This is a genomic window from Kitasatospora sp. NPDC052896, from assembly GCF_044547075.1.
In the GTDB taxonomy this organism is placed as follows: domain Bacteria; phylum Actinomycetota; class Actinomycetes; order Streptomycetales; family Streptomycetaceae; genus Kitasatospora.
In genome coordinates, this window is sequence record NZ_JBITZU010000033.1 from 44,747 (window position 1) to 68,143 (window position 23,397).

Consider the following 23,397-nt stretch of genomic DNA (forward strand, 5'->3'; position numbering starts at 1 on the left):
CCGACCCCTCGCCTCCGCCGTACGCGGCGCGAGCAGACGGTGCGCGGACCCTTTCCGGCGCTTCGCTCATTCGTAGTCCCGTCCAAGCAGAACCACCCCAATCGGAGAGTTTTCCATGCCCGTTGCGGTCCCTTCGTTCGGCGTGATTTCCGGCGCCCAGGTGCGGGAAGTCCTGGCCGGACAGGAGAAGAAGATCGCCGAGTTGGTCGAGTCCACCTACCGGTTGCACGGCTCCGGTGACACGGTCAATCCGCCCTCGTACTTCCTGCGGTTCCCCGACCGCCCGACATCCCGGATCATCGCCCTGCCGGCCTCCCTCGGCGGGGAGTCCGCCGTGGACGGGCTGAAGTGGATCTCCAGCTTTCCGGAGAACGTGAAGGAGGGGATCCCGCGGGCCTCGGCGGTGCTCATCCTCAACGACCACGAGACCGGATATCCCATGGCCTGCCTGGAGAGTTCGGTCATCAGCGCGGTCCGGACCGCGGCTTCGGCGGCACTCGCCGCGGACTGGCTGAGCCGTGACCGGGGCCGCCCCACCCGGGTGGGCTTCGTGGGCAGCGGCCTGATCGCCCGCTACGTCCACACCCACCTGGTCGGCACCGACTGGTCGTTCGAGGAAGTCGGGGTGCACGACCTCTCCGCCGAGCACGCCGAGGGTTTCCGCGGCTACCTCGAGGGATCCGCCGGTGGCGCCCGGATCACCGTCCACCGCAGTGCGGAGGAACTGATCCGATCCTCGGACCTGGTGGTGTTCGCGACCGTCGCCGCGGTGCCGCACGTCACGGAGACGGACTGGTTCGCGCACAATCCCCTGGTGCTGCACGTGTCCCTGCGTGATCTGGCCCCGGAGATCGTGCTGGGCTCCACGAACATCCTGGACGACGTCGAGCACTGCCTGAAGGCGGACACCTCGCCGCACCTCGCCGAACAGCGGGTGGGCCACCGCGAGTTCGTGACGGGAACGCTGTACGACGTGATGTGCGGCACCGTGGAGATCCCCACCGACCGCCCGGTCATCTTCTCCCCGTTCGGCCTCGGTGTGCTGGACCTCGCGGTCGGCAAGCACGTCCACGACGAGGTCCGGCGCGCCGGCCGGCTGACCGTCATCGACGACTTCCACTCGGAGCTGCGCCGCTACGGATAGCCACCGTTCGAACCCGCCCTGCCGTTTCGAATGGAGGTTTTCCGTGCCGATCGTCTCTCGCCCCGAGGACTTCAACGTCGATGATCTCTACGTGGATCTGGGCGCCGTCCTCGCGGTTCCGCTGTACCTGAAGTGCGAGGGCTTCAACTTCGCCGGGTCCATCAAACTGAAGGCCGCGACCGCGATCGTGGACGCGGCCGAGCGCGACGGCCTGCTGTCGCCCGACTCCATCCTCGTGGAGTCCTCCTCGGGCAATCTCGGCGTGGCACTCAGCATGATCGCGGCCAGCCGCGGCTACCGGTTCCTGTGCGTGACCGACACCCGGTGCAACCTGACGACCCGGCAGTTGATGGAGGCGTTCGGCGGCCAGGTGCACACCGTCGTGGAACCCAGCGCCGACGGCGGTTTCCTCGGTGCGCGGCTGGCCCACGTGCGGGAGTTGTGCGCCGCCGACAGCCGCTACGTCTGGCTGAACCAGTACGCCAACCCCAGCAACTGGATGGCGCACTACCGGCAGACCGCACCGGCCGTCGCAGAGCGGTTCCCGGACCTGGACGTGCTCTTCGTGGGAGCCGGAACCACCGGCACGCTGATGGGCTGCGCCCGCTACTTCCGCGAGACGCGGCCGGAGGTCACCGTCGTCGCCGTTGACTCGGTCGGCTCGGTCTCCTTCGGCGGACCGCCGGGACCGCGGTTGATCCCGGGGCTGGGCGCGGGAGTTCGGCCGCTGATGCTGGACGAGTCCTTCGTGGACGACGTCGTGCTCGTTCCCGAGCTGGACACCCTGCGCACCTGCCACCGGCTGGCCGGCCACGGCTACCTGTTCGGCGGTTCCACCGGGACCGTGGTCAGCGGTGCGACGCGCTGGCTCGCCGAGCACCGGCCGGGCGCCGGGACCACCGCGGTCGCCGTCTCCCCGGACCTCGGCGAGCGCTACCTCGATTCGGTGTACCAGCCCGGTTGGGTGCGGGAGAGCTACGGCCCGGCCGCGCTGGAGGAGCCGGCGCGGGCCGAGCGCCTCGCCGTGTCCGGCGTGCCCGGCTGACCGCCGGACGTCCCACCGCACGCGCCGGCCCCGTGCCGTACGGGTTCCACGTCCCACCTACCAGAAAGCCGAGAATCCGGGATGTCTGATGCGATCTCGACGCCGCCGTGGCCGCGGCGCGGGCTCCACGAGCTGGTCGCCGAACAGGCGAACCGCACCCCCGACCGGGTGGCGGTGCGCTGCGGTGCCCGGTCGCTGAGCTACCGGGAACTGGTCGAGGCCGGCGACCGGGCGGCGGCCCGGCTCGCGGAGCGGGGGGTCGGCCCGGGGCAGGTGGTCGCCGTGATGGTCGACCGGTCCGTGGAACTGCCGGTCGCCCTGCTGGCCGTGCTCGGTTCGGGAGCCGCGTTCGTCCCCGTCGACCCGGCCTACCCACGCGAGCGGCAGGAGCACATGCTGCACGACTCGGGTGCCGCGACCACGCTCACCGTGGCCCGACTCGCCGATCGGGCCGGCACCGCCGACGTGCTGACGCTGGACCAGCCGGAACCGCCGGCCCGGAGCGCGGTCGCCGGCCCGCCCCGGGACGGTCGGCCGACGCCCGCCGCGACGACCGACAGCCTCGCCTACATCATGTACACCTCGGGCTCCACCGGGCGCCCCAAGGGTGTGGCCGTGGACCACCGCTGCCTGGTCAAGGGCGTCCTCGCGATGGGCGCGGTGGTGCGGCCCGAGCCGGGGGACGTCTGGCTCTCGGTGACCTCCGCCTCCTTCGATCCCGTCCTCGTCGAGTTGTTCCTGCCGCTGGTCCACGGCTCCACCGTGGAGATCGCCACCGAGCAGCAGGTGCTCGACGGCGAGGCGCTGCGCGACCTGCTGGCCGGCAGCGGCGCGACGGTCCTCCAGGCCACCCCGCTGACCTGGCGGCTGCTCCTCGACGCCGGGTGGACCGGTGGCCTCCGGGTGGCGTTGTGCGGCGGAGAGACGCTCGCGCCCTCGCTGGCAGCGGAGTTGGTCGCGCGGTGCGGCTCGGTGTGGAACATCTACGGCCCCACCGAAACCACCGTCTGGTCCACCGCTCACCACGTCACCCCGGCCGACCGGCACGCCGTCCCGGTCGGCCGCCCCTTGCCGGACACCACGGTCCGCGTCCTGGACGAGCGGATGCGCGCGGTCGCGGTGGGCGAGCGCGGTGAGGTGTGGATCGGGGGCGGCGGTGTGACGCGCGGCTACCACGGCAGGCCCGAGCTCACCGACGGGTCCTTCGTCGCCGACCCCTTCGGGTCGGCCGGGGACCGGCTGTACCGCACCGGCGACCTCGGGCGGCTGCGCGCCGACGGCGCGCTCGAACTGCTGGGACGGGCCGACCACCAGGTGAAGATCCGGGGCCACCGGGTGGAACTCGGCGAGATCGAGAACTGGTTGCAGGAACACCCTTCCGTGGCGGGCGCCGTGGTGCTGCCCCGGCTGGACGGTGCGGAGCAGGGTCTCGTGGGGTACGTGCGCCCGGACCGGGACCACCCCTTCGACGAGTCGCGGCTGCGTGCCCACGCGGCGGTCCGGCTGCCGCGCCACATGGTGCCCGGCGTCTTCGTCCGGGTCGACGTCTGGCCGCGCACGCCCAGCGGCAAGATCGACCGACGCGCGCTGCCCGCCCCGGGGACAGCCGGGTCCGGCGACGTGCACGGTACCTCCGGGGTGGTCGACTGGGAGGACGCGACCATGGGGGCGCTGGCCGACGTCTGGCAGCACGTGCTGGGCGTGCCGCCGTCCGGCCCGGAGGCGAACTTCTTCGCGCTGGGCGGTCATTCGCTCCAGGTCATGCGGATGGTCAAGGGCATCCGGGCGCGCTTCGGGGTCAGGGTGAACGCGGCCCGGATGATGCAGTCCCCCACCCTCGCCGAACAGGCCGCACTGGTGAGAGCGGCCGTCGCGGCCGAGGCGGCACCGGCCGCGAGCCGGTAGCGGCCCCTCGTCCCGGCACCCACCACCGCCCGCACCGACGGGCACCACCCCGCGCGAAAGCACGAGCGCCCGGCACACGCTGCCGCTCGCCCCCCTGAGAGGTGATCGACCATGGAAACGGACCAGGCGCTCTCCACGCTGCCCGCGATCCAGCGCCCGATGTGGCTCGCCTGCGCGATGGCCCCGGACCTGCCGGTGTACAACGAGGCCGAGTCGTTCCGCCTGGAGGGACCGCTGGACCGCGCGGCCCTGGTCGGAGCGCTGGACGAGCTGTACCGGCGTCATCCGGCGCTGCGTTCGGCCGTGCTGGAGCGCGACGGCCTGCCGTACGGGACGACCCTGCCCACCGGCCCGTTCCCCCTGGAGGAGCTGGACCTGCGCGGCCGTCCGCAGGCGCGCCGGCTCGGCGAACGGGCCGCGCAGGACGCGGTGCGCCGCACCTTCGACCTGGGCACCGGGCCGCTGGCCCGGGCGTGCCTGATCCGCTGCGCCGACGAGGAGTGGCTGCTCGTCCTGGTCCTGCACCACCTGGTGTCCGACGGCGACAGCTTCCGGGTGCTACTCGACGAGTTGGGCGCCCTGTACGCGGGCACCGCACCGCCCGTCGCGCAGGGCGATCCGGTGCGGGCCCAGCGCTCCCTGGAGGTTCCCCCCGACGACCCGGTGGCGCTCTCCGACCTGGCGTACTGGCGCGACCAGCTGGCCGATCTGCCGGAGCGGCTGACGATCCCGACCGACCGGCCGCTGTCCGGCTATCCCGACCAGCTCGGGGAGCGGCACCAACTGCCGCTGGAAGACGGCTGGTTCGAGCGGGCCCGGGCCACCGCCGCGGCCCTGCACAGCTCGCCGTTCGCCGTGGTGGCCGCGGCGGTGTCCGCCGTGCTGGCCAAGCTCGCCCGGACCGAGGACATCGTGATCGGCAGCACGGTCAACATGCGCTCCGAGGCCGAGGCGGAGGATCTGGTCGGCTACTTCATGAAGACGGTCCCGTTGCGGTTGCGGGTCGAGCAGGCCGGCCCGGCGGCCGAGCTGGTGCGGCAGGCGCAGGCGACGGTGCTCGACGCGATGACCCACTCCTCGGTCGAGTTCGACCAGATCGTGTCGGCGCTGGGACGGCCCGGTGCCGGGCACTCGCAGCTCTTCCAGGTGGCCCTGGAACTGCATTACGATCCGGGCGAGTTGAGCCTGCCCGGCGTCGGCGTGAGCCGCCTGCCGCTGCACCCGGGGACGGCCAAGTCGGACTTCACGTTCCACCTCAACGCCGCCCCCGGGGTGCCGAGCTTCCTGGAGTACCGCACCGAGCTGTACGACCGGGAGACCGTCCGCGGCCTGGCCGACGCCGTCGTCGTGCTGCTGGCTGGTCTGTGTGCCGAACCGGACCGTGCCGTCGGTGAGTTGCCACTCGACGACGGGCGGCAGGCGGCGCTGCTGCGACCGTGGGAGACCGGACCCGCCCTGGCGGGGGGAAACGCCGTCACCCTGCCCGCGGCGGTACGCGAACGCGCCGCGCTGCACCCCGACCGGCCGGCCGTGGTGCACGGTGAGGACGTCCTGAGCTACCACCACCTGGTCCGCCGGGCGGATCTGGTCGGTGCGGCCCTCGCGACCGCCGGGGTGATGCCCGGGGACGTCGTCGGCGTGGCCATGCGCAGGTCCGCCGCCCAGATCGGCGCGCTCTTCGGCACCTGGTCGGCCGGGCGGGGGGGGGGGGGGGGGGGCGGGGGGGGGGGGGGGGGGGGGGGGGGGGGGGCGGGGGCCGGCCCCCCCGGGGCCGACGACGAGGCGACCGCTCCGGTGGCCGAGGTGGCCCCCGACGACACCGCCTACCTGGTCTTCACCTCGGGCACCAGTGGTGCGCCCAAGCCGGTCGCGGTGCGGCACCTGAGCCTGACGGCGTTCGGGCAGGCCATGGACCGGCTGGTCTACGGTGAGCTGCCCGAGCACGCGCGGGTGGCGGTCAACGCGCCGTTCTCCTTCGACGCCTCGTGGCAGGGCACCCAACTGCTGCGCTCGGGACACACGATCCACCCGGTGCCCGACGCCGTGCGGGCGGACCCCGAGGCGATGGTCCGGTTCCTGCGGGACCACGCCATCGACGCGGTCGACGGCACGCCGACCCACCTGGCCGCCCTGGTCGACGCCGGCCTGCTCGACCGGCCCGGCCGGCCGCCCCGGGTGCTGGTGGTGGGCGGCGAGGCGGTGCCGGCCGGCCTGTGGCGACGGCTCGCCTCGGCCGAGGTGCGCGCGGTGAACGTCTACGGGCCGACCGAGTTCACCGTCAACGCCACCGGCTGCCTGATCGAGGACCCGGACGCGCAGCCGGTCATCGGCCGGCCGCTCGCCGGAGTCACCGCACAGGTCCTCGACTCCCGGCTGCGTCCGGTACCGATCGGCTTCCCCGGCGAGCTGTACCTGTCCGGCCCGCAGCTCGCGCTCGGCTACGCCGGCCAGCCGGAGCGGACGGCCGAACGGTTCCTCGAGGCGCCCGACGGATCCCGCCGGTACGCCACGGGAGACCTGGTGCGCAGGCGGGGTGACGGCACGTTGGAGTTCCTCGGTCGGCGCGACGAGCAGGTCAAGCTCCGTGGCTACCGGATCGAGCCGGCGGAGATCGCCGGCGTGCTGCGGGCCGCCCCCGGCGTCTCGGACGCCGCCGTGGTCGTCATCGGACAGGACGGCCCCTCGGCGGTGCTGCACGCCGGCCTCGTACTGGCCGACCCGGTGACGACGGCCGACCGGGTCCGCGCGTTCGCGGCCACCCGGTTGCCCGGCTACATGGTGCCCGCCTCCTTCGCCGTCCTGCCGCAGCTTCCGCGCACGGCCAGCGGCAAGCTGGACGCGGCCCGCCTGGTGGCGCTGGCGCGGACGCGGTCCGAGGCGGCGCCGGCTCTCGGCCCGACGACGCCCACCCGGCGCCGGCTGGCGCTCGTCTGGTCCCGGCTGCTGGGGCGCGACGGCGTGGACGACGGCGACGACTTCTTCGCGCTCGGCGGCAACTCGCTGCTCGCCGGCCGGCTGGTGCGGCAGGTCGAGGCCGAGTTCGGCGCCCGGCTACCGCTCCAGACGGTTTTCGGCCACCGCACGCTGGCGGCGATGGCCGACGCGCTCGGCGCCGAGCCGGCGCCGGGAGCCGGGCGGGACGCCGCCGACCGCGGCCTGGTGGTGCCGCTGACCACGGCCGCGGGCAGCGGCCGGGTGCCGGCCGGGCAACTGCCGCTGGTCGTGCTGCATCCGCTCGGCGGCTCCCTGCTCGCCTACCAACCGTTGCTGCGCCTGGTCCCGCCGTCGGTGCCGGTCTGGGGAGTCCGGTCGGCCACGGTGGCGGGGGCCGGCCAGGAGCCGCCGGACGTCGCGGGCCTGGCCGTGCGGTACGCCGACGAGCTGACCGCGCTCGTGCCCGCACGGCGACTCGCGCTGTTCGGCTGGTCGCTCGGCGGCCTGATCGCGCTGGCGGTGGCCGCCGAGCTGGAGTCGCGCGGCGTCGAACTGGACTTCGTCGAGATGTGGGACTGCGGCGTGGGCACCGAGGAGCCCCTGGGCGACCGCGAGTCGGTGCGGATGGCGCTGCGCGCCGGCTACGGAGCCGACCTCGAGGAGCGGCACGGCGCGCTCCTCGCCGAGGTCCTGAGCCTGGTGCCGGACGGGGTCGCGGTGGACGAGGAGCTGCTGGAGGTGGTTCAGCACCGGGCGCGTCCGATGGGCACGCCGGCGGACTCGGCCGCGTTCCCCGGGCACTTCCGGCTGATCCGACACCAGACCGCGCTGTTCCGCGACTGGCTGCCCACCCCGGTCCGGGCACCGCTGCACGCCGTCTACGCCGAGAGCAGCCTGCTCGACGGCAGCGTCGCCCGCACCGACTGGCGGCGCTTCACCTCCGCGCCGTGGACCGATGCCACCGTGCGGGCCGACCACTACGGCATGATGCGCCCCCCGGTCGTCGCCGAGCTGGCCGCCGGGCTGCTCGCCCGCCTGGCCGACCGCCCCGGCGGCCACGGGTGATCGGCCTGGCGGCGCACACCGTACCGACCACCGTGAGCCGGTTCCCCTGGACCGCCCCGGACACCCACCCCAGCGACCGTCGGCTGCCCCGACAGTGAGTGAGGCCCCCATGCCACGAGCGACGTCACGAGTACTCCCCGACGGCACGGACCCGTCCCGACCGGCCGGCCGACGCCACCTGTTGTCCCTGGCGGACCTGTCCGACGACGACCTGTACGCGCTGGTGCGCCGGTCGAGCGACCACGCGCGCGGCGCCGTCCCGCTGACCGGCCAACTCGGCGGACGGGTGGTGGGAACGTACTTCCGCACCACCTCCACTCGGACCCGCACCGCGTTCTCCGTCGCCGCGCTGCGGCTGGGCGCCCAGCTGATCGCCTACGGCCCGAACGACCTGCAGGAGAACACCGGTGAGAGCGCGGACGACACCGGCCGGGTGCTCGGTCTGATGCTGGACGGCCTCGTCGCGCGCACCTCGGCGAGCGCCCGGGAACTCCACGCGATCGCCGCGTGGGACACCATGTCCGTGGTCAACGCGATGACCGAGGACGAACATCCCACACAGGGCGTCACCGACCTGTCGGCCATGCTCACGACCGTCGGCAGGCTGGAGGGCCTGCGCGTGCTGTACGTGGGCGAGGGCAACAACACCGCCGTCGCGCTGGCGCTGGCCCTGACCCGCTACGCGGGTGCCGAACTGCACCTGCGGACCCCACCCGGGTACGGCCTGCCCTCGGCCGCGCTGCGTCGTGGGCAGGAGTACGCCGCGGCGCACGGCGCACTGATCGAGGAGCGGCACCACATGGACGAGGTGCCGCCGCAGGTGGACGTCGTCTACACCACCCGCTGGCAGACCACCGGCACCACCAAGCACGATCCCGAGTGGCGGCGGGTGTTCCGCCCGTTCCAGGTGAACGCGGCACTCATGGACCGCTGCCCGTCGGCGGTCTTCATGCACGACCTGCCGGCGCACCGGGGCGAGGAGGTGGACGCCGACGTGCTCGACGGCGAGCGCAGCATCGCCTTCCAGCAGGCCGCTCACAAGCTCTACGGCGCGATGGCGGTGCTGGAGTGGTGCCTGACCTGATCGAGCGTCCGACCTGATCGCGCGCCCGAACCGATCGCCCGTCCGAACCGACCCTCCGTCGAACAACCACGACCGCAAGCCCGCCCCGAGGAGTAACACCATGTACCTGACCATGCTCAAGTCCAAGGTCCACCGTGCCACCGTGACCCAGGCCGATCTGCACTACGTCGGCTCGCTCACGCTCTGCGGAGACCTGATGGCCGCCGCCGGCCTGCTGCCCGGTGAGAAGGTCGACATCGTCGACATCAACAACGGAAACCGGCTGTCGACCTACCTGATCGAGGGACCGAAGGGTTCCGGCGTCGTCGGCATCAACGGCGCGGCGGCGCGGCTGATCAACGTCGGCGATCTGGTGATCATCATCGCCTACCGGATGTGCCCCGAGGCCGAGGCCGGCCAGGCGACGCCACAGGTGGTGTTCGTCGACGAGCACAACCGGATCACCTCGCTGGGCACCGACCCCGCCGCGACCGGCGAGCTGCCCGGAGCGCTCCGCGGTGACGTGGTGCGTCCCGTCGCGCGGCTGGACGAGGCGACCGTGCGGGTGTAGGGCGGTGGGTCCGGCCGACGTCACGGCACGGCGGACGCGCCCCCGGTCCAGGGGGCGCGGTTCCCCGCGGATCCCGTCCGCTCCCCGTGAGCCCAGGACGCCCGCCCCTGAGGACCGTTCGGCCCCGGCGGGTTCCTCCACCTTCGAGACCAGCTGAGGATGTTCCATGCCCGCGAGCGCTCCCACCGCCGTCATCGTGGACGGCTACTACAACGCGAGTTCACTCCCCCCGGCCTTCGCCCGCCGAGGCGTCTCCGTGGTCCACGTCCGGAGCACCCCGGAGCCGATCCCCTCCTGGCAGCCGCCGGATCCCTCCGCGTACCTGGAGAACCTCGTCCACACGGACGAGGAGTCGACGGTCCGCCGGCTGGCCGCCTACGACCCACTCTGTGTCATCGCCGGCCAGGAACCCGGAGTACCACTGGCCGACCGGCTGAGCGAGCTGATGGGACTGCCCGGCAACGGATCACGCCTCTCCGGGGCGCGCCGGAACAAGTTCACCATGATGGAGACGCTGCGCGCGGCCGGCGTGCGGTCGGTCAGCCAGTTCAAGAGCGCGGAGGTGGAGTCCGTCCTCGCCTGGGTCGAGGACCACGGCACGTTCCCGGTGGTGGTGAAGCCCCTCAGCTCCTGCAACACCGACGGCGTCGTCATCTGCTCCACCATGGACGAGGTCCGGCGCGCGGCGCGGGACGTCCTGTCCACCCGGGACGCCTTCGGCCTGCCGAACACCGAGGTGCTGGTCCAGTCCTACCTCGACGGCGACGAGTACATCGTGGACACCGTCAGCCGCGACGGCCGGCACTTCGTCAGCAGCGTCTGGAAGTACGAGAAGACGCTGGTGAACGGCAAGAACCTGTACGACAAGGACATCCTGCTGCCGCCGGGCGCCGACCCGGTCCCGGAACTCGTCGCCTACGTCGGCACGGTGCTGGACGCCCTGAACATCCGGCACGGCGCCGCGCACAGCGAGGTCAAGCTGACCTCCGCCGGACCGACGCTGGTCGAGACGGGAGCGCGCCTCAGCGGCGGTATGCACCCGGACCTGCACGACGTGTGCCTCGGGCAGAACCAGGCGGACCTGGTCGCCATGGCCTACGCCCAGCCCGAGGCGTTCCTGGCGGACCACGCCGGGCGCGTCTACACCCGGCGGCAGCCGGCCATGGGCTACACGGTCGCCACGAGCGTGGCGGGCGTCGTCCGCGCGATCGACGCGGACACCGTCCGGCGGATCAACGCCCTGCCGACGGTGCACCGGACCGTCCTGAACGTGGCGCCGGGCCAGCGCATCCGGCCGACCGTGGACCTGGGAACCTGCACCATGCGCGTCTACCTGACCGGGCCGACCCTGGAGGCCATGCTCGCGGACTACACCCGGGTCCGTGACCTCAAGGACCGGGTCTACCTGGTGTGATGCCGATGCTGCGCCGCACGCTCGACGGGGTGCGAGGGCTCGGGCCCGCACTGCGGGTCCTGTTCGTCACCACTCTGATCCTCCAGACCGGAGCGGTGGCGTTCCCCTTCCTCACCGCCTACCTGGTGGGCCGGAACCGGTACTCCGGCCCCCAGGTGGGTCTCATCGTCGCCCTCTACGGCATCGGGGCGCTCGCCGCCGACCTGTGCTCGGGCCCGCTGCTGCGGGCGCTGCCGCCCCGCACCGTCATGGCCGCGGGTCTCGCCGGCAACGCGGTGACCGTGGGGTGCCTGCCCTTCGTCCGGGGACCCGGGGCGCTCATGGCGGCGACCACGGTCTGGGGGTTCTGCTACGAGATCTTCATGCCGGCCTCCTACCTGGAGACCATCCACCAGTCCTCCGAACGGGACCGCAGGATCGCCTTCTCCTTCAACCGGCTCGCCATCAACCTCGGCATGGGGGTCGGTCCGGTGGTCGGCGCCGCGGTCTTCGTCTGGCGGCCCACCGTCCTCTTCGGGCTCAACGCCCTCGCGGTCCTCGCCGCGGCGCTCTACCTCGTCTCCCGTCCCGCCACCGGTGCGCCGCCGGCCACCGAACCCGACCCGGCCGTCCCCGGGGGCGGCACCGGCCGGCGTGACGCCAGGTTCTGGACCATCCTCGTGCTGAGTGTCCCGATCCACTGCGCGTACGCCCTACCGCTCACCTTTCTCAGCGTGTACGTCGTGCACGACCTCGGCCTCTCCAGCCTGTGGGTGGGACTGATCTTCGCGGTGAGCGCCGGGAGCATCGTGCTGTTCGAGATCCCGCTGAACACGGCGATGCGCGACACCAGTGCGTTCGGGGCCCTGGTCACGGGGTACGCCCTGGCGGCGGCCGGCTTCGTCCTGACGGGTGCGGTCCGGTCCGGCCCGGCGCTGGTGGGCGCGACACTGCTGTGGACGGCGGCCGAGATGATGGTCTTCCCGGGCCTCATCCACTACGTCTCCCAGGTGTCGCCCCCCGGGAGGGAGTCCAGGAACCTGGGCCTGTACTCGGCGGTCATGAACATCGGGCTGATCACCAGCCCACAGCTCGGCCTCCTCCTCGCCGACCACACCGGGCCCTCGAGCCCTTGGTACCTCGCCGGCTGCGGCATCGCCCTGGCACTCGTCACCATCGTCCTGCTCCCCCGGAGTTCGGCTCTCAGCCTCCGCACGCCCTGTTCCGACTGAGCGTCAGACCGCGCCGGCGGCATCGCATCCGCCCGCCCCGGGCTGATTTGCCGAAGTGGCAACAGACCTCGCGCTCCGCGCGCCGCGCGCAGCAAGATCGGCGTGAGCCGTCGAACGGCGGGGCACCGGCCCGGCCTTGGCGCACGGCAGATCGAGATCCCGGGAGGATTCATGTCACCATCGGCCACGGGCCTCACTCACCGGCTGGTCCCCTCGCCGGCCGGCCGGATCCACCTGGTGGAGCAGGGCACCGGGCCGCTGGTCCTGCTGGTGCACGGGTTCCCGGAGTCCTGGTACTCCTGGCGCCACCAACTGCCGGCGCTGGCCGCGGCCGGGTACCGCGCGGTCGCCATCGACGTCCGCGGGTACGGGCGCTCCACCAAACCCGAGGACGCGGCGGCGTACCGGATGCTCGAGCTGGTCGAGGACAACGCCGCGGTGGTGCGTGCCCTGGGTGAACGGTCCGCGGTGATCGTCGGCCACGACTGGGGCTCGACCATCGCCGCCAACTCCGCCCTGGTCAGGCCGGACGTCTTCCACGCGGTGGGACTGCTGAGCGTTCCCTACCTCCCGCGGAGCGGGCCGCGGCCCAGCGAGGTCTTCGCGCGGATGGGCGGCGACGAGGAGTTCTACGTCTCCTACTTCCAGGAACCGGGCCGGGCCGAGGCCGAGATCGAACCCGACGTGCGCGGCTGGCTCGCGGGCTTCTACGCCGCGCTGTCCGCCGACACCATGCCGGCGGTCGGCGCACCCGACCCGCACTTCGTCAGCCGTGGCGGGACACTTCGTGACCGGTTCCCCGCCGGACGGCGGCCCGCCTGGCTCAGTGCGGAGGACCTCGACTTCTACGCCGGGGAGTTCGAGCGGACCGGCCTGCGCGGGGCACTGAGCCGCTACCGGAACATGGACCGGGACTGGGAGGACCTCGCCGAGTTCGACGGTGCCCCCGTCACCCAGCCCTCCCTGTTCGTCGGCGGCAACCTGGACGCCTCCACCACCTGGCTGGCCGACGCGATCGCCGCGTACCCCACCACCCTGCCCGGCCTGCACTCCTCCCACCTCCTCGACGGCTGCGGGCACTGGATCCAGCAGGAACGCCCCACCGAGGTCAACCGGCTCCTGACCGACTGGCTGGCGACCCTGCCCTCCCCGTCCTCCTGATCAGCCGGCGTGCCGCCACGCTCGGCCGGAACGTCGCGGACTTCCGGCCGAGCGTGGCGGCTCCCGGCACCAGCCCGTCGTAGGCGCTGCCCGCCCGGCTCCCCGGTTCAGGTCCCCGCGCGGTGCGAGCCGGCCGTCATACTCCGGCCGTAGAAGTCACCAGGAGCGGCCATCCGTTCTCCTTATGACCGCACGCACCCTGTGACCGGCCACGGGCCCGCCGGCGCCGCCCGCGAGGAGCACAGCCGTTCCGGACTCCCCCGAACTTATGACGGCCCCAGGAATCGCCGATGACGAGAACGGAATCCCGCGGCGGATGTGGCACTTTTCCCGCATGTCAGCTCGCGGACGAGCCGGCGGGGCAGCGGACACGGCACCGCCGCACGAACGCGATCCTCACCTCTTCGACACGGAGGACAACCTCATGGGTTCGCTTGATCTGACCGGACGCGTGGCCCTGGTGACCGGAGCCACCAGCGGCATCGGCGCCGCCACCGCGGAACTCCTGGCCCAGCGGGGAGCGCACGTACTGGTCGCCGGCCGCGACAGCTCCCGCGGCGATTCCGTGGTCGCCGCCATCCGCGCCCGCGGTGGCAAGGCCGACTTCGTCGCCGCCGATCTGCGCGAGGCGCAGTCGGTGCGGCAACTGGCCCGCCGGGCCGTGGAGCTGGGCGGTGGCCGGGTCGACATCCTGGTGAACAACGCGGGCATCTACCCGTTCGGGCCCACCGAGAAGGCCACCGAGAGCGAGGTCGACACCGTCTACGCGCTCAACGTGAAGGCGCCGTTCCACCTGGTGGCGGAACTCGCGCCGGCGATGGCCGAGCGGGGCGGCGGTGCGATCGTCAACGTGAGCACCATGGTGGCGGCGTACGGGGCCCTGGGCATGGCCCTGTACGGGTCGAGCAAGGCGGCCGTGGAGCTGCTGACCAAGGCTTGGGCCGCGGAGTACGGCCCGCGCGGGGTGCGGGTCAACGCCGTCCGTCCCGGCCCGGTGCGCACCGAGGGCACCGCCGGCATGGGCGACGACCTCAGCGTCCTGGCCGCCCAGGCCCCGGCCGGCCGACCGGCCGAGCCGCAGGAGATCGCCGAGGCGATCGGCTACCTGGTCAGCGACGCGGCGAGCTTCGTCCAGGGCGCCCTGCTGCCCGTGGACGGCGGCCGTACCGCCGTCTGACCCGCGCGGCCCGTCGGACGTCCCGGCCGCCTGTCAGCGGCCCGGGGCGCCCAGCGGGACACCGCGGCACCGTCCGGGCCCCGGCCCCCGGCGTCAGCGGCGGGCCGACCGGTCCAGTGCGGCGACGAACCGGCCCAGGTCACGCCGTGTGGAATCGGCCGGCCACACCGCCCAGGTCCTCCGCACCAGCGGGTGCCCGACCAGCGGTGACCAGGTCACGTGCGCGGGCAGCGGCTGCTGCCAGTGATGCGGCGCCAGCGCGAAGGCCCCACCCGCGGCGACCCCCGCCAGCTTCACCTCGGCGATCAACGCCTGCCCCTCCGGCTCCTGCGGACCGGGATCGATTCCGTGGCCGCGCAGCACGGCGGTCAGCTCGTCGTACCAGGCGGGGCTGCCGGAACGCGGAAACCCCACCCACCGCAGTCCGACGAGCGCGTCGAGCGCGACCCCGTCGGGCCCGACGAGCTCGGCGGCCCGCTTCGTGGCCAGCAGCACACCCAGCCGCTCGCGCACCACGAGCAGCGCGTCGAACTCCGCACCGGTCGGTCGCTCCCGCAGCAGCCCCACATCGAGTTCACCGGCCCGCAGGGCGGCCAGCTGCTCGGCGGTGGACAGGTGGCGGGCCCGCACCCGGCTGTCCGGGAAGGCCTCCGCCAGCTCAGCCAGCGCCGGATCCAGCAGCCCCGACGGCAGTTCCAGCGGGATCCCGATCCGTAAGGCGCCGCCCCCGGCCTCCGTGTACCGGGCCATCGCCCGCAGTGCCTGGTCGTGCCGCGCCAGCACGGACCGGGCCTCCCCGAGCAGCGCCGTCCCGGCCTCGGTGGGCCGCACACCGGTGCTGCCGCGCACCAGCAGCTTCACGCCGAGCTGCCGCTCCAGCCCGCTGACCGTCTGGGACAGCGCCGGCTGGCTCACGTGCAGCCGCCGCGCCGCCGCCGACAGTCCGCCCTCCTCCACCACCGCCACGAACGCCCGCAGCTCCCGCAACTCCATGCCCCCATGTCATCACGTCCGCCGGGTCGAGCGGCAGCCCGGTGTGGCGACGCCCCCGGGGTGAGCCGCCACAGGTGGTGGCTCACCCCGGGTCGGCTCGGCCGTCTCCGCCCTGCTCCTCGTCGGGGAGCTGGTACGCGATCAGGACGGCGATGTCGTCGTCGAGGCCGGCGTCGCTGTAGGCGAGCAGGTCCTGGTGCAGGCGGTTCAGCAGCTCCTGGGGCGGCAGGGCGGTCCAGTCGCGGACGCGCTGGATCAGCGGGTAGAAGGCTCCCGTGCGGTCCCGGGTCTCGGTCACGCCGTCGGTGTACAACAGCAGTTGGGAGCCCACGCGGAAGGGCCGCACGTCGACGTGGTAGTCGCCGCCGAGGAGCACGCCGAGGTTGAGCGGCGGTGACGGATCGGACGGGTCCAGCTCGCTGACCCGGCCCCGGCAGATCAGCAGTGGTGGGGGGTGACCGCAGTTGACGATGCGGACCACCGGCTCGTCAGCGGGAATCTCGGCCAGCACCGTGGTGATGAAGCGCTCCTCGCTGCTGGGGAGCTGGCCGGCCCGGCGGCTCATGCTCCGCTCCAGTCGGCGGGCGACGGCGGGCAGATCGGGCTCGTCGTAGGCGGCCTCGCGGAAGGCGGCCAGCATCGCCGCGGCCGTCTCCACCGCGAGCAGGCCCTTGCCCCGGACGTCGCCGATCACCAGCCGCACGCCGTGCGCCGTGCTCACCGCCTCGTACAGGTCGCCACCGATCCGGGCCTCCGCGGCCGCCGACAGGTACAGGGTCTCGATGCTGACGCGGCCCAGGAGGTGGGGTACCGGACGCAACAACACGCGCTGCGCCGTCTCGGCCACCGAGCGTACGGTGGCCAGGGTGCGTTCCCGGCGCGTCCGGTGGGCGGCCAGCACGGTGCCCAGGACCCCGACCAACGCCGTGGAGACGTAGGAGGCCACGTAGTGGCGCTCCCACAGATAGCCCACGGAGCGGTCCGCACAGCACGGGGTGCCGGCCAGCACCCCTTCGAAGACCACGGCGAAGACCGTGATGGCGGCGACGCTGGCGGGACCGTGGGCGTAGGCGGCGATGACGGGCAGCGCGATGAGCAGGAAGCTCACCGGCCACTGCACGGGAGTGATCGGCTCCAGCGCGAGGATGGCCGCGACGTAGATGGCCGGCAGCCAGCGTATCCAGGCCGGCGGGGCGGGCACCCGCGGCGGGGCGCCGCCTCGCTTCGTCGCACCGCGCCGGGCGGCCCCGCCGCGGCCTGGCAGCCTCACCACTCGCTCCGGCGGGGGTGCGTCCGGTTGCCCCGGAGACCGCGGGCAACCGTCCGGGCGCGGGCGGACGGCGTGGCCCGGGACTTCCGGTGAGGAGCGTCGTCCGGCTCGTGACCCGCCTCGGCAGCACGCCCCGGTAGAACGGAACCCACGTAGACACCCATACACCGATCATCACGGCAAAGCGACCCCTGCCGCCCGCCGACGGCGTCGAGCACGCGACCAGCGCCACCAGGGCCGCCGCTCCGCCGGACAACCGGAGGGCCGTCAGCTCAGCTCTCCCGAGCCAACCTATCCAGTTCGGCGCCGATCGCTTCGCGCAGCCCGTCGTGCCGCGCGCCGAGCCTGAACCGCTCGTCGTGCCAACGATCACGCGGATGCAGCCACACCGGCATCCCCACGAGGTCGGCGGGCTCCCACTCGTACCGCGGCCAGACATGCGCGTGCAGGAACCCGTCGGTGTTGCCGAGGATCTCCAGATTCACCCGCCGAAAAGCCGGATCCAGCCGACGGCAGGCACGCTCGACCGCCTCTCCCAGCCGCTCCATGTCGGCCAGGAACGCCAGCCGCTTCGGCCGGGGCAGGTCCGACAGCCGTTGCACCTCCGGCTGATCGGCCAGGAGCACCGAGTATCCGGGAAGGAACTGAACATCCCCGATCACGGCGAACCCCGCCCCGAGCCGCCTCAACACGCAGGGATTCTCCCCCCGCAGGGCACTACCGATCCGGTCCGTCCGCCAGTCGTCGCTCATGATCAGAAACCTACCGGGCGGCGATCACCACTGACCGGCCAACGACTCGGAACGCGGCCCGTCGCTCCCCGCCCGGTCCGGCGGGTGTCCGCGCAGACCGGGTCAGCTGCCCGGGTGGGAGACAGCCCAGCCGTGTTCGAGCAAGGCGAAGGCCTCGTCGGCGGCGCGGCTCGGCTCGGGGTGCGACAGGATGAGGCCACGGGCCTCGAGGGCGAAATGCGCCAGGGCGGCACAGCTGACGTCGTCCTCGGGGGCGCCGACCGCCTCGCTGATGGCTCGCGCCAGGGCCGCTTCGTGGCGCGTCCACATGCGGTGGGCGTAGTCGCGCAGCGCTGGGGTCTCCTGCACCAGGCGCGTGAAGTCGGCGAACCGTGGGTCCGTGGCATGCACGGCGAGCTGGGTCTGCTTCAGCAGGATGTGTTCGCGCAGGGCCTGCGGGATCGACGTGCCGAGGGTGCGGTCGCGCACGGCGGCGACGAGTGCTGCTTCCAGGTCGTCGTCCTGGTCGAAGACCAGGGCTTCCTTGCCGGAGAAGTGTTTGAAGAGGGTGGTCACCGAGACGTCGGCGGCGTCGGCGACGTCCTTGACGCCGACCTGGTCGTAACCGCGGTCGAGGAAGAGCTCGAGTGCGGCGTCGGCCAGGGAGCGGCGGGTCTGGGCCTTCTTGCGCTCGCGGCGCCCGGTCGGTTCGGTCACTCGCCCATCGTACCCAATGGTGCACCGACTATGAAAGTTTAGTCGTTGCACTTATTTGGTGAGTGTGCTTTCTTGGTTAGGCCGGACCTCCCGGCAGCTCACCCACCTCCGAGGCGGCACCCATGAACTCTGCTCGTGATCCCCGCATCGCGATTGTCGGCGCGGGCCTCGGCGGCCTCACCTGCGCCCGTGTCCTCGAGCGACACGGCAGCTCCGTCACCGTTTTCGAACGCGAGGCCTCCGCCGACGCCCGCCCGCAGGGCGGCACCCTCGACCTGCATGCCGACACCGGTCAGGCCGCCCTGCGGGCGGCGGGGCTCCTCGACCGGTTCCACGCCCTCTCACGCCCCGAAGGCGAGGAGTGGCGCGTGCTCGACTTCGCCACTGCCGCCCTCCTGGCGCATCAGGGACCGTCCGCCGACGGCGGCCGGCCGGAGATCGACCGAGGCCGACTGCGCGGTCTGCTCCTGGACTCGCTTCCCGAGGGCGCGGTGCGGTGGGACCGCGCCGTCACCGGCGTCGCCCCGCTGGCGGACGGCACCTGCCGGCTGCTCTTCGGTGACGGCACCGCCGAGGACTTCGACCTGGTGGTCGGTGCCGACGGCGCCTGGTCGCGCGTCCGCCCGGCCCTGTCGCCCGCCGTACCCGGCTACACCGGTGTCACCTTCGTCGAGACCGGGTTCGACCACTGCGACACCCGCCATCCCGACCTCGCCCGGCTGGTCGGCAACGGATCGATGCTGGCGAAGGGCGCCGGCAAGTCCCTGGTCGCCCAGCGCAACGGCAACGGCCACATCCGTGCCTACATCGCGCTCCGTGCGCCGGAGGACTGGCAGGTGGCTTCCGGCATCGACCTCGGCGACCAGCAGGCCGTGCGGACGCACCTGCTGAGGATGTTCGACGGCTGGGACGAGAGCCTGCGCTACATCCTGCGGAACAGCGACAGCGGCTTCGTCAACCGGTCCCTGTTCGTCCTGCCCGCCCCGCACACCTGGGAGCACGTTCCCGGCGTCACGCTGCTCGGCGATGCCGCGCACCTGATGCCCCCGGTCGGGCTGGGCGCCAATCTCGCCATGCTCGACGGCGCCGACCTCGCCCACGCCCTGGTCGCCGAACCCAGCGTCGACGACGCCGTCCGCGCCTACGAGAGCATCATGCTGCCGCGCTCGATCGAGGCCGCGACGGGCAGTGCGCGGGGACTCGACCGCCTCGTTCCCGCGACTGCCTGCTGAGTCGACTCCACCGCCCCGGCCCCGCGGCCGTACCCGCGTCGATCACGTGCACGTTCCCCGGCGGTCGCACCACCCCAGGGCGACGGCACCCCTCGGCCCGGCGCGGATCCGGCACCGCCGCGGGGCGGCCCGGCAGCCGCGGGCGTTCCCCGGACTCGGCAGGCCGGGCGGCGGCGAGTTGGTCCAAACGCCTTTCAGACCGTGTTTGAGATCTGAGAGGGCGTTGAGTGAGGCTATGTCCGTTTCGTCGTTGTGACGGTGTGTGGGCAGGTCACGCGATCAATCGGCTGTTCTGGGTGTGGGGATTGCGAACAGTCCGGGCTCGGTCTCGACGACGAGGCCGGCGCTGGTCAGACGCTTGAGCTTGTTGCGCATGCCGGAGATGTGCGTGGGCTCGGTGCCGGTGGCCAGGGTGCGGCACAGGTCGCGGCAGCGTTGCGGGGCTGCGGCGTCGATGAGCGCGGTGAGGATGTGCTGGTAGATCGGGTTGTCGGGCAGGCCCGGCATCCGGTCGCCGGTGGGCTCGTCGTCGCCGAGGGACCTCGAACGCCGCGCGGGAGCGGGCGTCGACCAGGACAAAACCGCCCGCGTCTGCACCAATGTCATGATGAACGTCGAACGGGTCGGTCTCGCAGGCCAATCGCAAATTGTGGAAGTATTCCGCCGCCGCCCGTGGATCCGCGGCCCCAACCGCAAACACGCGAGAATCGGTCGTCATTGTTTTGGTCACATTCCCCCCAACAGTGTGGCAAGCTGACTCACTCCACGTCGGCCAGCCACTGGTCGATGAGCACCTTGCCGATCGAGTCGACCCGGTAGGGCCCGCCGACAGCGGAGTCCGTAATTCGCGACCGAAGTTCGGCCGCCGTGAACCAACGTGCCTCCACCACCTCCACGTTGTCCACGTCGATCCGGTCGGAAACGGCCTCGGCGCGGAACCCGATCATCATCCCGGATGGGAACGGCCACGACTGGGATCCCTGATAGGTGATCGTCCCCACCGTGACACCGGCCTCTTCGGCGACCTCGCGGCGCACCGTGTCCTCGAGGCTCTCCCCGATCTCGACGAACCCAGCCAGCGTGCTGAAGCGGTCCGGACCGGATCCCGCGTGCCGGCCGAGCAGGCAGCGCCGAGGCGTGCCGGGTAGTTCGACCAGCACAATCACGGCCGGTTCGATCCGCGGGAAGAGCAGCTTTCCGCAGTCCTGACAGGTCCGCAGGTGGCCACCGTTGCTGGGGACGGCCGGACCGCCGCACGCGCCGCAGAACCGCTGATTTCGGTTCCAGTGCAGGATTCCACGGGCATACGCGAGCAGGCCCGCCTCGTCCGGCGTGATGGTGGGAACCATGGCTCGCACCTCCAGCACCGTGTCCGCGGTGGCCAGTTCGACGGCGTTGGACCGGTCGACGCGGGACACGTCGGCCGCGAACACCGCGGCCTCTCCGTCCAGGCCGAGCAACACCTGGTCGTCGGCGGCGTCGAGGATGCCCCGCGCCTCGGCCAGCGGCAGCCGGATGGGCCTGTCGTCGCGGACCAGACAGTGGTCCCGCCACAAGGGAATCACCTGGGTACTGGGGCTCGTCAACAGCCCGGCGACCCACTCCGAGTCGGTACGCCGGCCGCCAACCCGGTCGAGCCCCAAGCCGCTGTAATACAAGGTTCCCCCTAGCCCGTCCTGTCCTGCGCAGATTCCACGATAGTGGGCGTCCACCAACTGGGGTATCGGGCTCGGTCTCGACGACGAGGCCGGCGCTGGTCAGACGCTTGAGCTTGTTGCGCATGCCGGAGATGTGCGTGGGCTCGGTGCCGGTGGCCAGGGTGCGGCACAGGTCGCGGCAGCGTTGCGGGGCGGCGGCGTCGATGAGCGCGGTGAGGATGTGCTGGTAGATCGGGTTGTCGGGCAGGCCCGGCATCCGGTCGCCGGTGGGCTCGTCGTCGCCGAGGGACAGGATGACTTTGCGGGCGACCGCCAGGTCGGCGCGTTCCGCGTCGAGTTCGGCCAGGCGGGCGGTGAGCTGGCTGACCTCGGCGGACAGCTGCTCGGTGATGTCGCCGATCGCCTGTTCCCGGTCGGCGATCCTCTCCAGTGCGGTGCGTGACATCGGCGGGTCCTCCTACGCTCCGCGCCAGGTCGGCGTCGACTCCTTGGTCAGCCTGCGGGACATGTTCGCCGTTATCGCCCAGTACACGCGGGACTCGGCGTTGGCCGGCAGTGCCTCGTAGCCGCGGACCAGGCGACGGTGCAACATCAGGATGCCGTTGACCTGCTCGGATACCCAGCGTTTAGCCTGCGGGACGAACCCGACGTCGTCGGGGCTGCGTTTGACGATCTCCACCTTGATGCCCAGGTCGGCGCCGTGATCGACCACGCTGGACTTGAAGCCCTGGTCGACCAGGGCGGTCTGCACGGTCCCGGCCTGCGCGACCTTGTCCAGCAGCTGCTTGCCGATGGCGTTGTCGTGGACGCAGGCCGCCACCACGACGACCGCGATGATCAGCCCTATGACATCCACGGCCAGGCCACGCTTCCGACCTGAAACCTTCTTATTCGCATCCTTGCCTGTCGTGGCGGCCGGGACGTGCACCGCCGCGTGGTTGCTCTGGGTGTCCATCGACACCAGCGACGGATCCTCGGCGCGGCCCGCCGCGGCCCGGACCTGGGCACGCAGGATGTCATGGATCGCCTGGTCGGTGCCGTCCTTGCGCCAGGTCTGGAAGTAGTAGTACGTCGCAGAGCTCGGCGGCAGGTCGTGAGGCAGATAGGCCCACTGACACCCGGTCCGGTTCTGGTAGAAGATCGCGTTCACGATCTCCCGGTACTCGTAGCTGCCGGAATGCCCCGAGCTCGACGGATGCGCGGCCTTCCAGGCCAGCAGGATCGGCTCGATCAGCGACCACTGCGCGTCGGACACGTCACTCGGATACGCCTTGCGCTCACTCACCGCGCCAGCGCACCACCGAGGACGCCTCAACCGCCACCGGTTCCCGAAGACCCCACACGAACGTGCAACGACGAAACGGACATAGCCTCACTCAACGCCCTCTGACGTGGGACGATCGGCCGATGACTCGACTCGTGAACCGTGACCGCTCTCTTGAGGAGCTTGAGCGTGACCGCTGGTCGGCCTCGTCGGGCGGCGAAATCCGGTTGATGGCGACCGTGCGCGAGCTTCGTCGCAAGCCGATCGGCGGCCTGACGGTCGAGGACATGCGGTTGCTGATCAGGCAGGACGTGGGTCTTGCCTATCTCCTGCCCCTGGCGGTGGAGGTCCTCAGGGTCGACCCACTGGCGGAAGGCGACATGTACGAGGGCGATCTGCTGGCCGCCGTGCTCACCAGGAGTGCGGAGGTCTGGAGCGAGTCCCCCGCACTCGAGCGGGATGTCCGCCTGATCGCCTCGGAGTTGGCCGACGTTCCCCCTGCCCTGAAGCGCGAGGTTGAGAACTTCCTGGCTTTGTAGCTCGCGAACGGCAGTTGCCGCGGAGAGAAGCCGACAGGCCGTCTACGAGGATTGCCGCACGAGCGGTCGCGGGCCGGGACGCGTCACGGCACGGCCCCGGGTGAGCCGCCGGACCATGACGCCGATCATGGCCCAGCGGATCATCGTCTCGGAGTGGGCCGGGCTGGTCTCGTAGTCCCGGGCCAGGCGCCGGTGGGCGATGAGCCAGGAGGTTGGGTCGGCCGCGCGGCGAGGTGCCTGCCCGTGGCAGGTCCTTTTCCGCGCGGCCTCCCGCCGAACCGGACATGACGGTTTCCCTGTCAT

At 72.2% G+C, this 23,397-nt stretch carries 20 protein-coding genes and 1 pseudogene; 13 read left to right on the plus strand and 8 right to left on the minus strand.

Translation table 11 applies throughout. From position 1 onward, the window contains the following. Window positions 1-115 precede the first annotated feature (115 nt). The 10 genes from sbnB (at window position 116) to ACIGXM_RS34580 (ending at window position 14,690) form a co-directional block, all read left to right on the plus strand. Entirely contained in the window at window positions 116-1,144 is a 1,029-nt protein-coding gene (gene sbnB, locus ACIGXM_RS34535; protein ID WP_396568035.1) for a 2,3-diaminopropionate biosynthesis protein SbnB, read from the plus strand. Window positions 1,145-1,187: 43 nt separating this feature from the next. Continuing rightward, entirely contained in the window at window positions 1,188-2,189 is a 1,002-nt protein-coding gene (gene sbnA / locus ACIGXM_RS34540) for a 2,3-diaminopropionate biosynthesis protein SbnA (protein ID WP_396568037.1), read from the plus strand. Window positions 2,190-2,270: 81 nt separating this feature from the next. Continuing rightward, the gene (locus ACIGXM_RS34545; RefSeq protein WP_396568039.1) at window positions 2,271-4,094 is read left to right on the plus strand and encodes a non-ribosomal peptide synthetase; all 1,824 of its coding nucleotides are present in this window, start codon (window positions 2,271-2,273) and stop codon (window positions 4,092-4,094) included. Between the two features lie 111 nt (window positions 4,095-4,205). Beyond that, a complete protein-coding gene (locus tag ACIGXM_RS34550) occupies window positions 4,206-8,093 on the plus strand; it encodes a condensation domain-containing protein (protein WP_396568041.1) in 3,888 nt (1,295 codons plus the stop codon). Between the two features lie 109 nt (window positions 8,094-8,202). Continuing rightward, complete coding sequence (locus ACIGXM_RS34555; RefSeq protein ID WP_396568043.1) at window positions 8,203-9,177, plus strand: ornithine carbamoyltransferase; 975 nt, start codon at window positions 8,203-8,205, stop codon at window positions 9,175-9,177. Between the two features lie 100 nt (window positions 9,178-9,277). Beyond that, entirely contained in the window at window positions 9,278-9,727 is a 450-nt protein-coding gene (gene panD / locus ACIGXM_RS34560; protein ID WP_396568045.1) for an aspartate 1-decarboxylase, read from the plus strand. 166 nt (window positions 9,728-9,893) lie between these two features. Continuing rightward, window positions 9,894-11,141 carry an ATP-grasp domain-containing protein gene (locus tag ACIGXM_RS34565; RefSeq protein ID WP_396568047.1) on the plus strand — a complete coding sequence of 416 codons (1,248 nt, stop codon included), beginning with the start codon at window positions 9,894-9,896 and terminating at the stop codon, window positions 11,139-11,141. Beyond that, window positions 11,141-12,352 (plus strand): MFS transporter, encoded by a 1,212-nt coding sequence (locus tag ACIGXM_RS34570; RefSeq protein WP_396568049.1) that lies wholly within the window; start codon window positions 11,141-11,143, stop codon window positions 12,350-12,352. The genes ACIGXM_RS34565 and ACIGXM_RS34570 overlap by 1 nt, the downstream gene beginning before the upstream one ends. A 171-nt stretch (window positions 12,353-12,523) precedes the next feature. Next, complete coding sequence (locus tag ACIGXM_RS34575) at window positions 12,524-13,513, plus strand: alpha/beta fold hydrolase (protein ID WP_396568051.1); 990 nt, start codon at window positions 12,524-12,526, stop codon at window positions 13,511-13,513. A gap of 424 nt (window positions 13,514-13,937) precedes the next feature. Then, the gene (locus tag ACIGXM_RS34580; RefSeq protein ID WP_396568053.1) at window positions 13,938-14,690 is read left to right on the plus strand and encodes an SDR family NAD(P)-dependent oxidoreductase; all 753 of its coding nucleotides are present in this window, start codon (window positions 13,938-13,940) and stop codon (window positions 14,688-14,690) included. 93 nt (window positions 14,691-14,783) lie between these two features. Here the strand turns inward: ACIGXM_RS34580 and ACIGXM_RS34585 are convergent, their stop codons facing one another. The 4 genes from ACIGXM_RS34585 to ACIGXM_RS34600 all read right to left on the minus strand — a co-directional run bounded on the left by ACIGXM_RS34585 (window position 14,784) and on the right by ACIGXM_RS34600 (window position 18,401). Continuing rightward, on the minus strand, window positions 14,784-15,683 hold the full coding sequence (locus tag ACIGXM_RS34585) for a LysR substrate-binding domain-containing protein (RefSeq protein WP_396568055.1): 900 nt from the start codon (window positions 15,681-15,683) through the stop codon (window positions 14,784-14,786). Between the two features lie 82 nt (window positions 15,684-15,765). Continuing rightward, window positions 15,766-16,953, minus strand: coding sequence for a PP2C family protein-serine/threonine phosphatase (locus tag ACIGXM_RS34590; RefSeq protein WP_396568057.1), 1,188 nt, complete (start codon window positions 16,951-16,953; stop codon window positions 15,766-15,768). A 272-nt stretch (window positions 16,954-17,225) separates the two neighbouring features. After that, window positions 17,226-17,705, minus strand: a complete 480-nt coding sequence (locus tag ACIGXM_RS34595) for an HIT family protein (protein WP_396568059.1) — start codon at window positions 17,703-17,705, stop codon at window positions 17,226-17,228. 102 nt (window positions 17,706-17,807) lie between these two features. Continuing rightward, window positions 17,808-18,401: a TetR/AcrR family transcriptional regulator gene (locus ACIGXM_RS34600; protein ID WP_396568061.1), complete on the minus strand. Its 594-nt coding sequence runs from the start codon at window positions 18,399-18,401 to the stop codon at window positions 17,808-17,810. A gap of 122 nt (window positions 18,402-18,523) precedes the next feature. Between ACIGXM_RS34600 and ACIGXM_RS34605 the strand changes: the two genes are divergently transcribed. Then, window positions 18,524-19,633, plus strand: coding sequence for an FAD-dependent oxidoreductase (locus ACIGXM_RS34605; protein ID WP_396568063.1), 1,110 nt, complete (start codon window positions 18,524-18,526; stop codon window positions 19,631-19,633). A gap of 279 nt (window positions 19,634-19,912) precedes the next feature. On the opposite strand, the gene ACIGXM_RS34610 is transcribed toward ACIGXM_RS34605, so the two are convergent. Together ACIGXM_RS34610 and nudC are read right to left on the minus strand one after the other, a co-directional pair. Next, window positions 19,913-20,239 (minus strand): hypothetical protein, encoded by a 327-nt coding sequence (locus tag ACIGXM_RS34610; RefSeq protein ID WP_396568065.1) that lies wholly within the window; start codon window positions 20,237-20,239, stop codon window positions 19,913-19,915. Window positions 20,240-20,391: 152 nt separating this feature from the next. Next, complete coding sequence (nudC, locus tag ACIGXM_RS34615; RefSeq protein WP_396568066.1) at window positions 20,392-21,345, minus strand: NAD(+) diphosphatase; 954 nt, start codon at window positions 21,343-21,345, stop codon at window positions 20,392-20,394. 79 nt (window positions 21,346-21,424) lie between these two features. Here nudC and ACIGXM_RS34620 point away from each other — a divergent pair, with 79 nt between their 5' ends. Beyond that, a complete protein-coding gene (locus ACIGXM_RS34620; RefSeq protein WP_396568068.1) occupies window positions 21,425-21,733 on the plus strand; it encodes a hypothetical protein in 309 nt (102 codons plus the stop codon). Between the two features lie 15 nt (window positions 21,734-21,748). Here the strand turns inward: ACIGXM_RS34620 and ACIGXM_RS34625 are convergent, their stop codons facing one another. Continuing rightward, on the minus strand, window positions 21,749-22,576 hold the full coding sequence (locus ACIGXM_RS34625) for an IS5 family transposase (RefSeq protein WP_396568070.1): 828 nt from the start codon (window positions 22,574-22,576) through the stop codon (window positions 21,749-21,751). Window positions 22,577-22,698: 122 nt separating this feature from the next. Between ACIGXM_RS34625 and ACIGXM_RS34630 the strand changes: the two genes are divergently transcribed. Next, the gene (locus ACIGXM_RS34630; RefSeq protein ID WP_396568072.1) at window positions 22,699-23,094 is read left to right on the plus strand and encodes a contact-dependent growth inhibition system immunity protein; all 396 of its coding nucleotides are present in this window, start codon (window positions 22,699-22,701) and stop codon (window positions 23,092-23,094) included. Between the two features lie 42 nt (window positions 23,095-23,136). Here the strand turns inward: ACIGXM_RS34630 and ACIGXM_RS34635 are convergent. Next, window positions 23,137-23,304: pseudogene (locus ACIGXM_RS34635) on the minus strand (IS5/IS1182 family transposase); the annotation flags it as partial. Window positions 23,305-23,397 lie beyond the last annotated feature (93 nt).

Excerpts from the sequence above, each read along its gene's own strand:
- ACIGXM_RS34550 (WP_396568041.1), top strand. The coding sequence starts at position 4,206 with ATGGAAACGGACCAGGCGCTCTCCACGCTGCCCGCGATCCAGCGCCCG.
- ACIGXM_RS34575 (WP_396568051.1), top strand. The coding sequence starts at position 12,524 with ATGTCACCATCGGCCACGGGCCTCACTCACCGGCTGGTCCCCTCGCCG.
- ACIGXM_RS34605 (WP_396568063.1), top strand. The coding sequence starts at position 18,524 with ATGAACTCTGCTCGTGATCCCCGCATCGCGATTGTCGGCGCGGGCCTC.
- ACIGXM_RS34580 (WP_396568053.1), top strand. The coding sequence starts at position 13,938 with ATGGGTTCGCTTGATCTGACCGGACGCGTGGCCCTGGTGACCGGAGCC.
- ACIGXM_RS34565 (WP_396568047.1), top strand. The coding sequence starts at position 9,894 with ATGCCCGCGAGCGCTCCCACCGCCGTCATCGTGGACGGCTACTACAAC.
- panD (WP_396568045.1), top strand. The coding sequence starts at position 9,278 with ATGTACCTGACCATGCTCAAGTCCAAGGTCCACCGTGCCACCGTGACC.
- ACIGXM_RS34585 (WP_396568055.1), bottom strand. The coding sequence starts at position 15,683 with ATGGAGTTGCGGGAGCTGCGGGCGTTCGTGGCGGTGGTGGAGGAGGGC.
- ACIGXM_RS34595 (WP_396568059.1), bottom strand. The coding sequence starts at position 17,705 with ATGAGCGACGACTGGCGGACGGACCGGATCGGTAGTGCCCTGCGGGGG.
- ACIGXM_RS34570 (WP_396568049.1), top strand. The coding sequence starts at position 11,141 with ATGCCGATGCTGCGCCGCACGCTCGACGGGGTGCGAGGGCTCGGGCCC.
- ACIGXM_RS34630 (WP_396568072.1), top strand. The coding sequence starts at position 22,699 with ATGACTCGACTCGTGAACCGTGACCGCTCTCTTGAGGAGCTTGAGCGT.
- ACIGXM_RS34610 (WP_396568065.1), bottom strand. The coding sequence starts at position 20,239 with ATGACATTGGTGCAGACGCGGGCGGTTTTGTCCTGGTCGACGCCCGCT.
- ACIGXM_RS34545 (WP_396568039.1), top strand. The coding sequence starts at position 2,271 with ATGTCTGATGCGATCTCGACGCCGCCGTGGCCGCGGCGCGGGCTCCAC.
- sbnB (WP_396568035.1), top strand. The coding sequence starts at position 116 with ATGCCCGTTGCGGTCCCTTCGTTCGGCGTGATTTCCGGCGCCCAGGTG.
- ACIGXM_RS34555 (WP_396568043.1), top strand. The coding sequence starts at position 8,203 with ATGCCACGAGCGACGTCACGAGTACTCCCCGACGGCACGGACCCGTCC.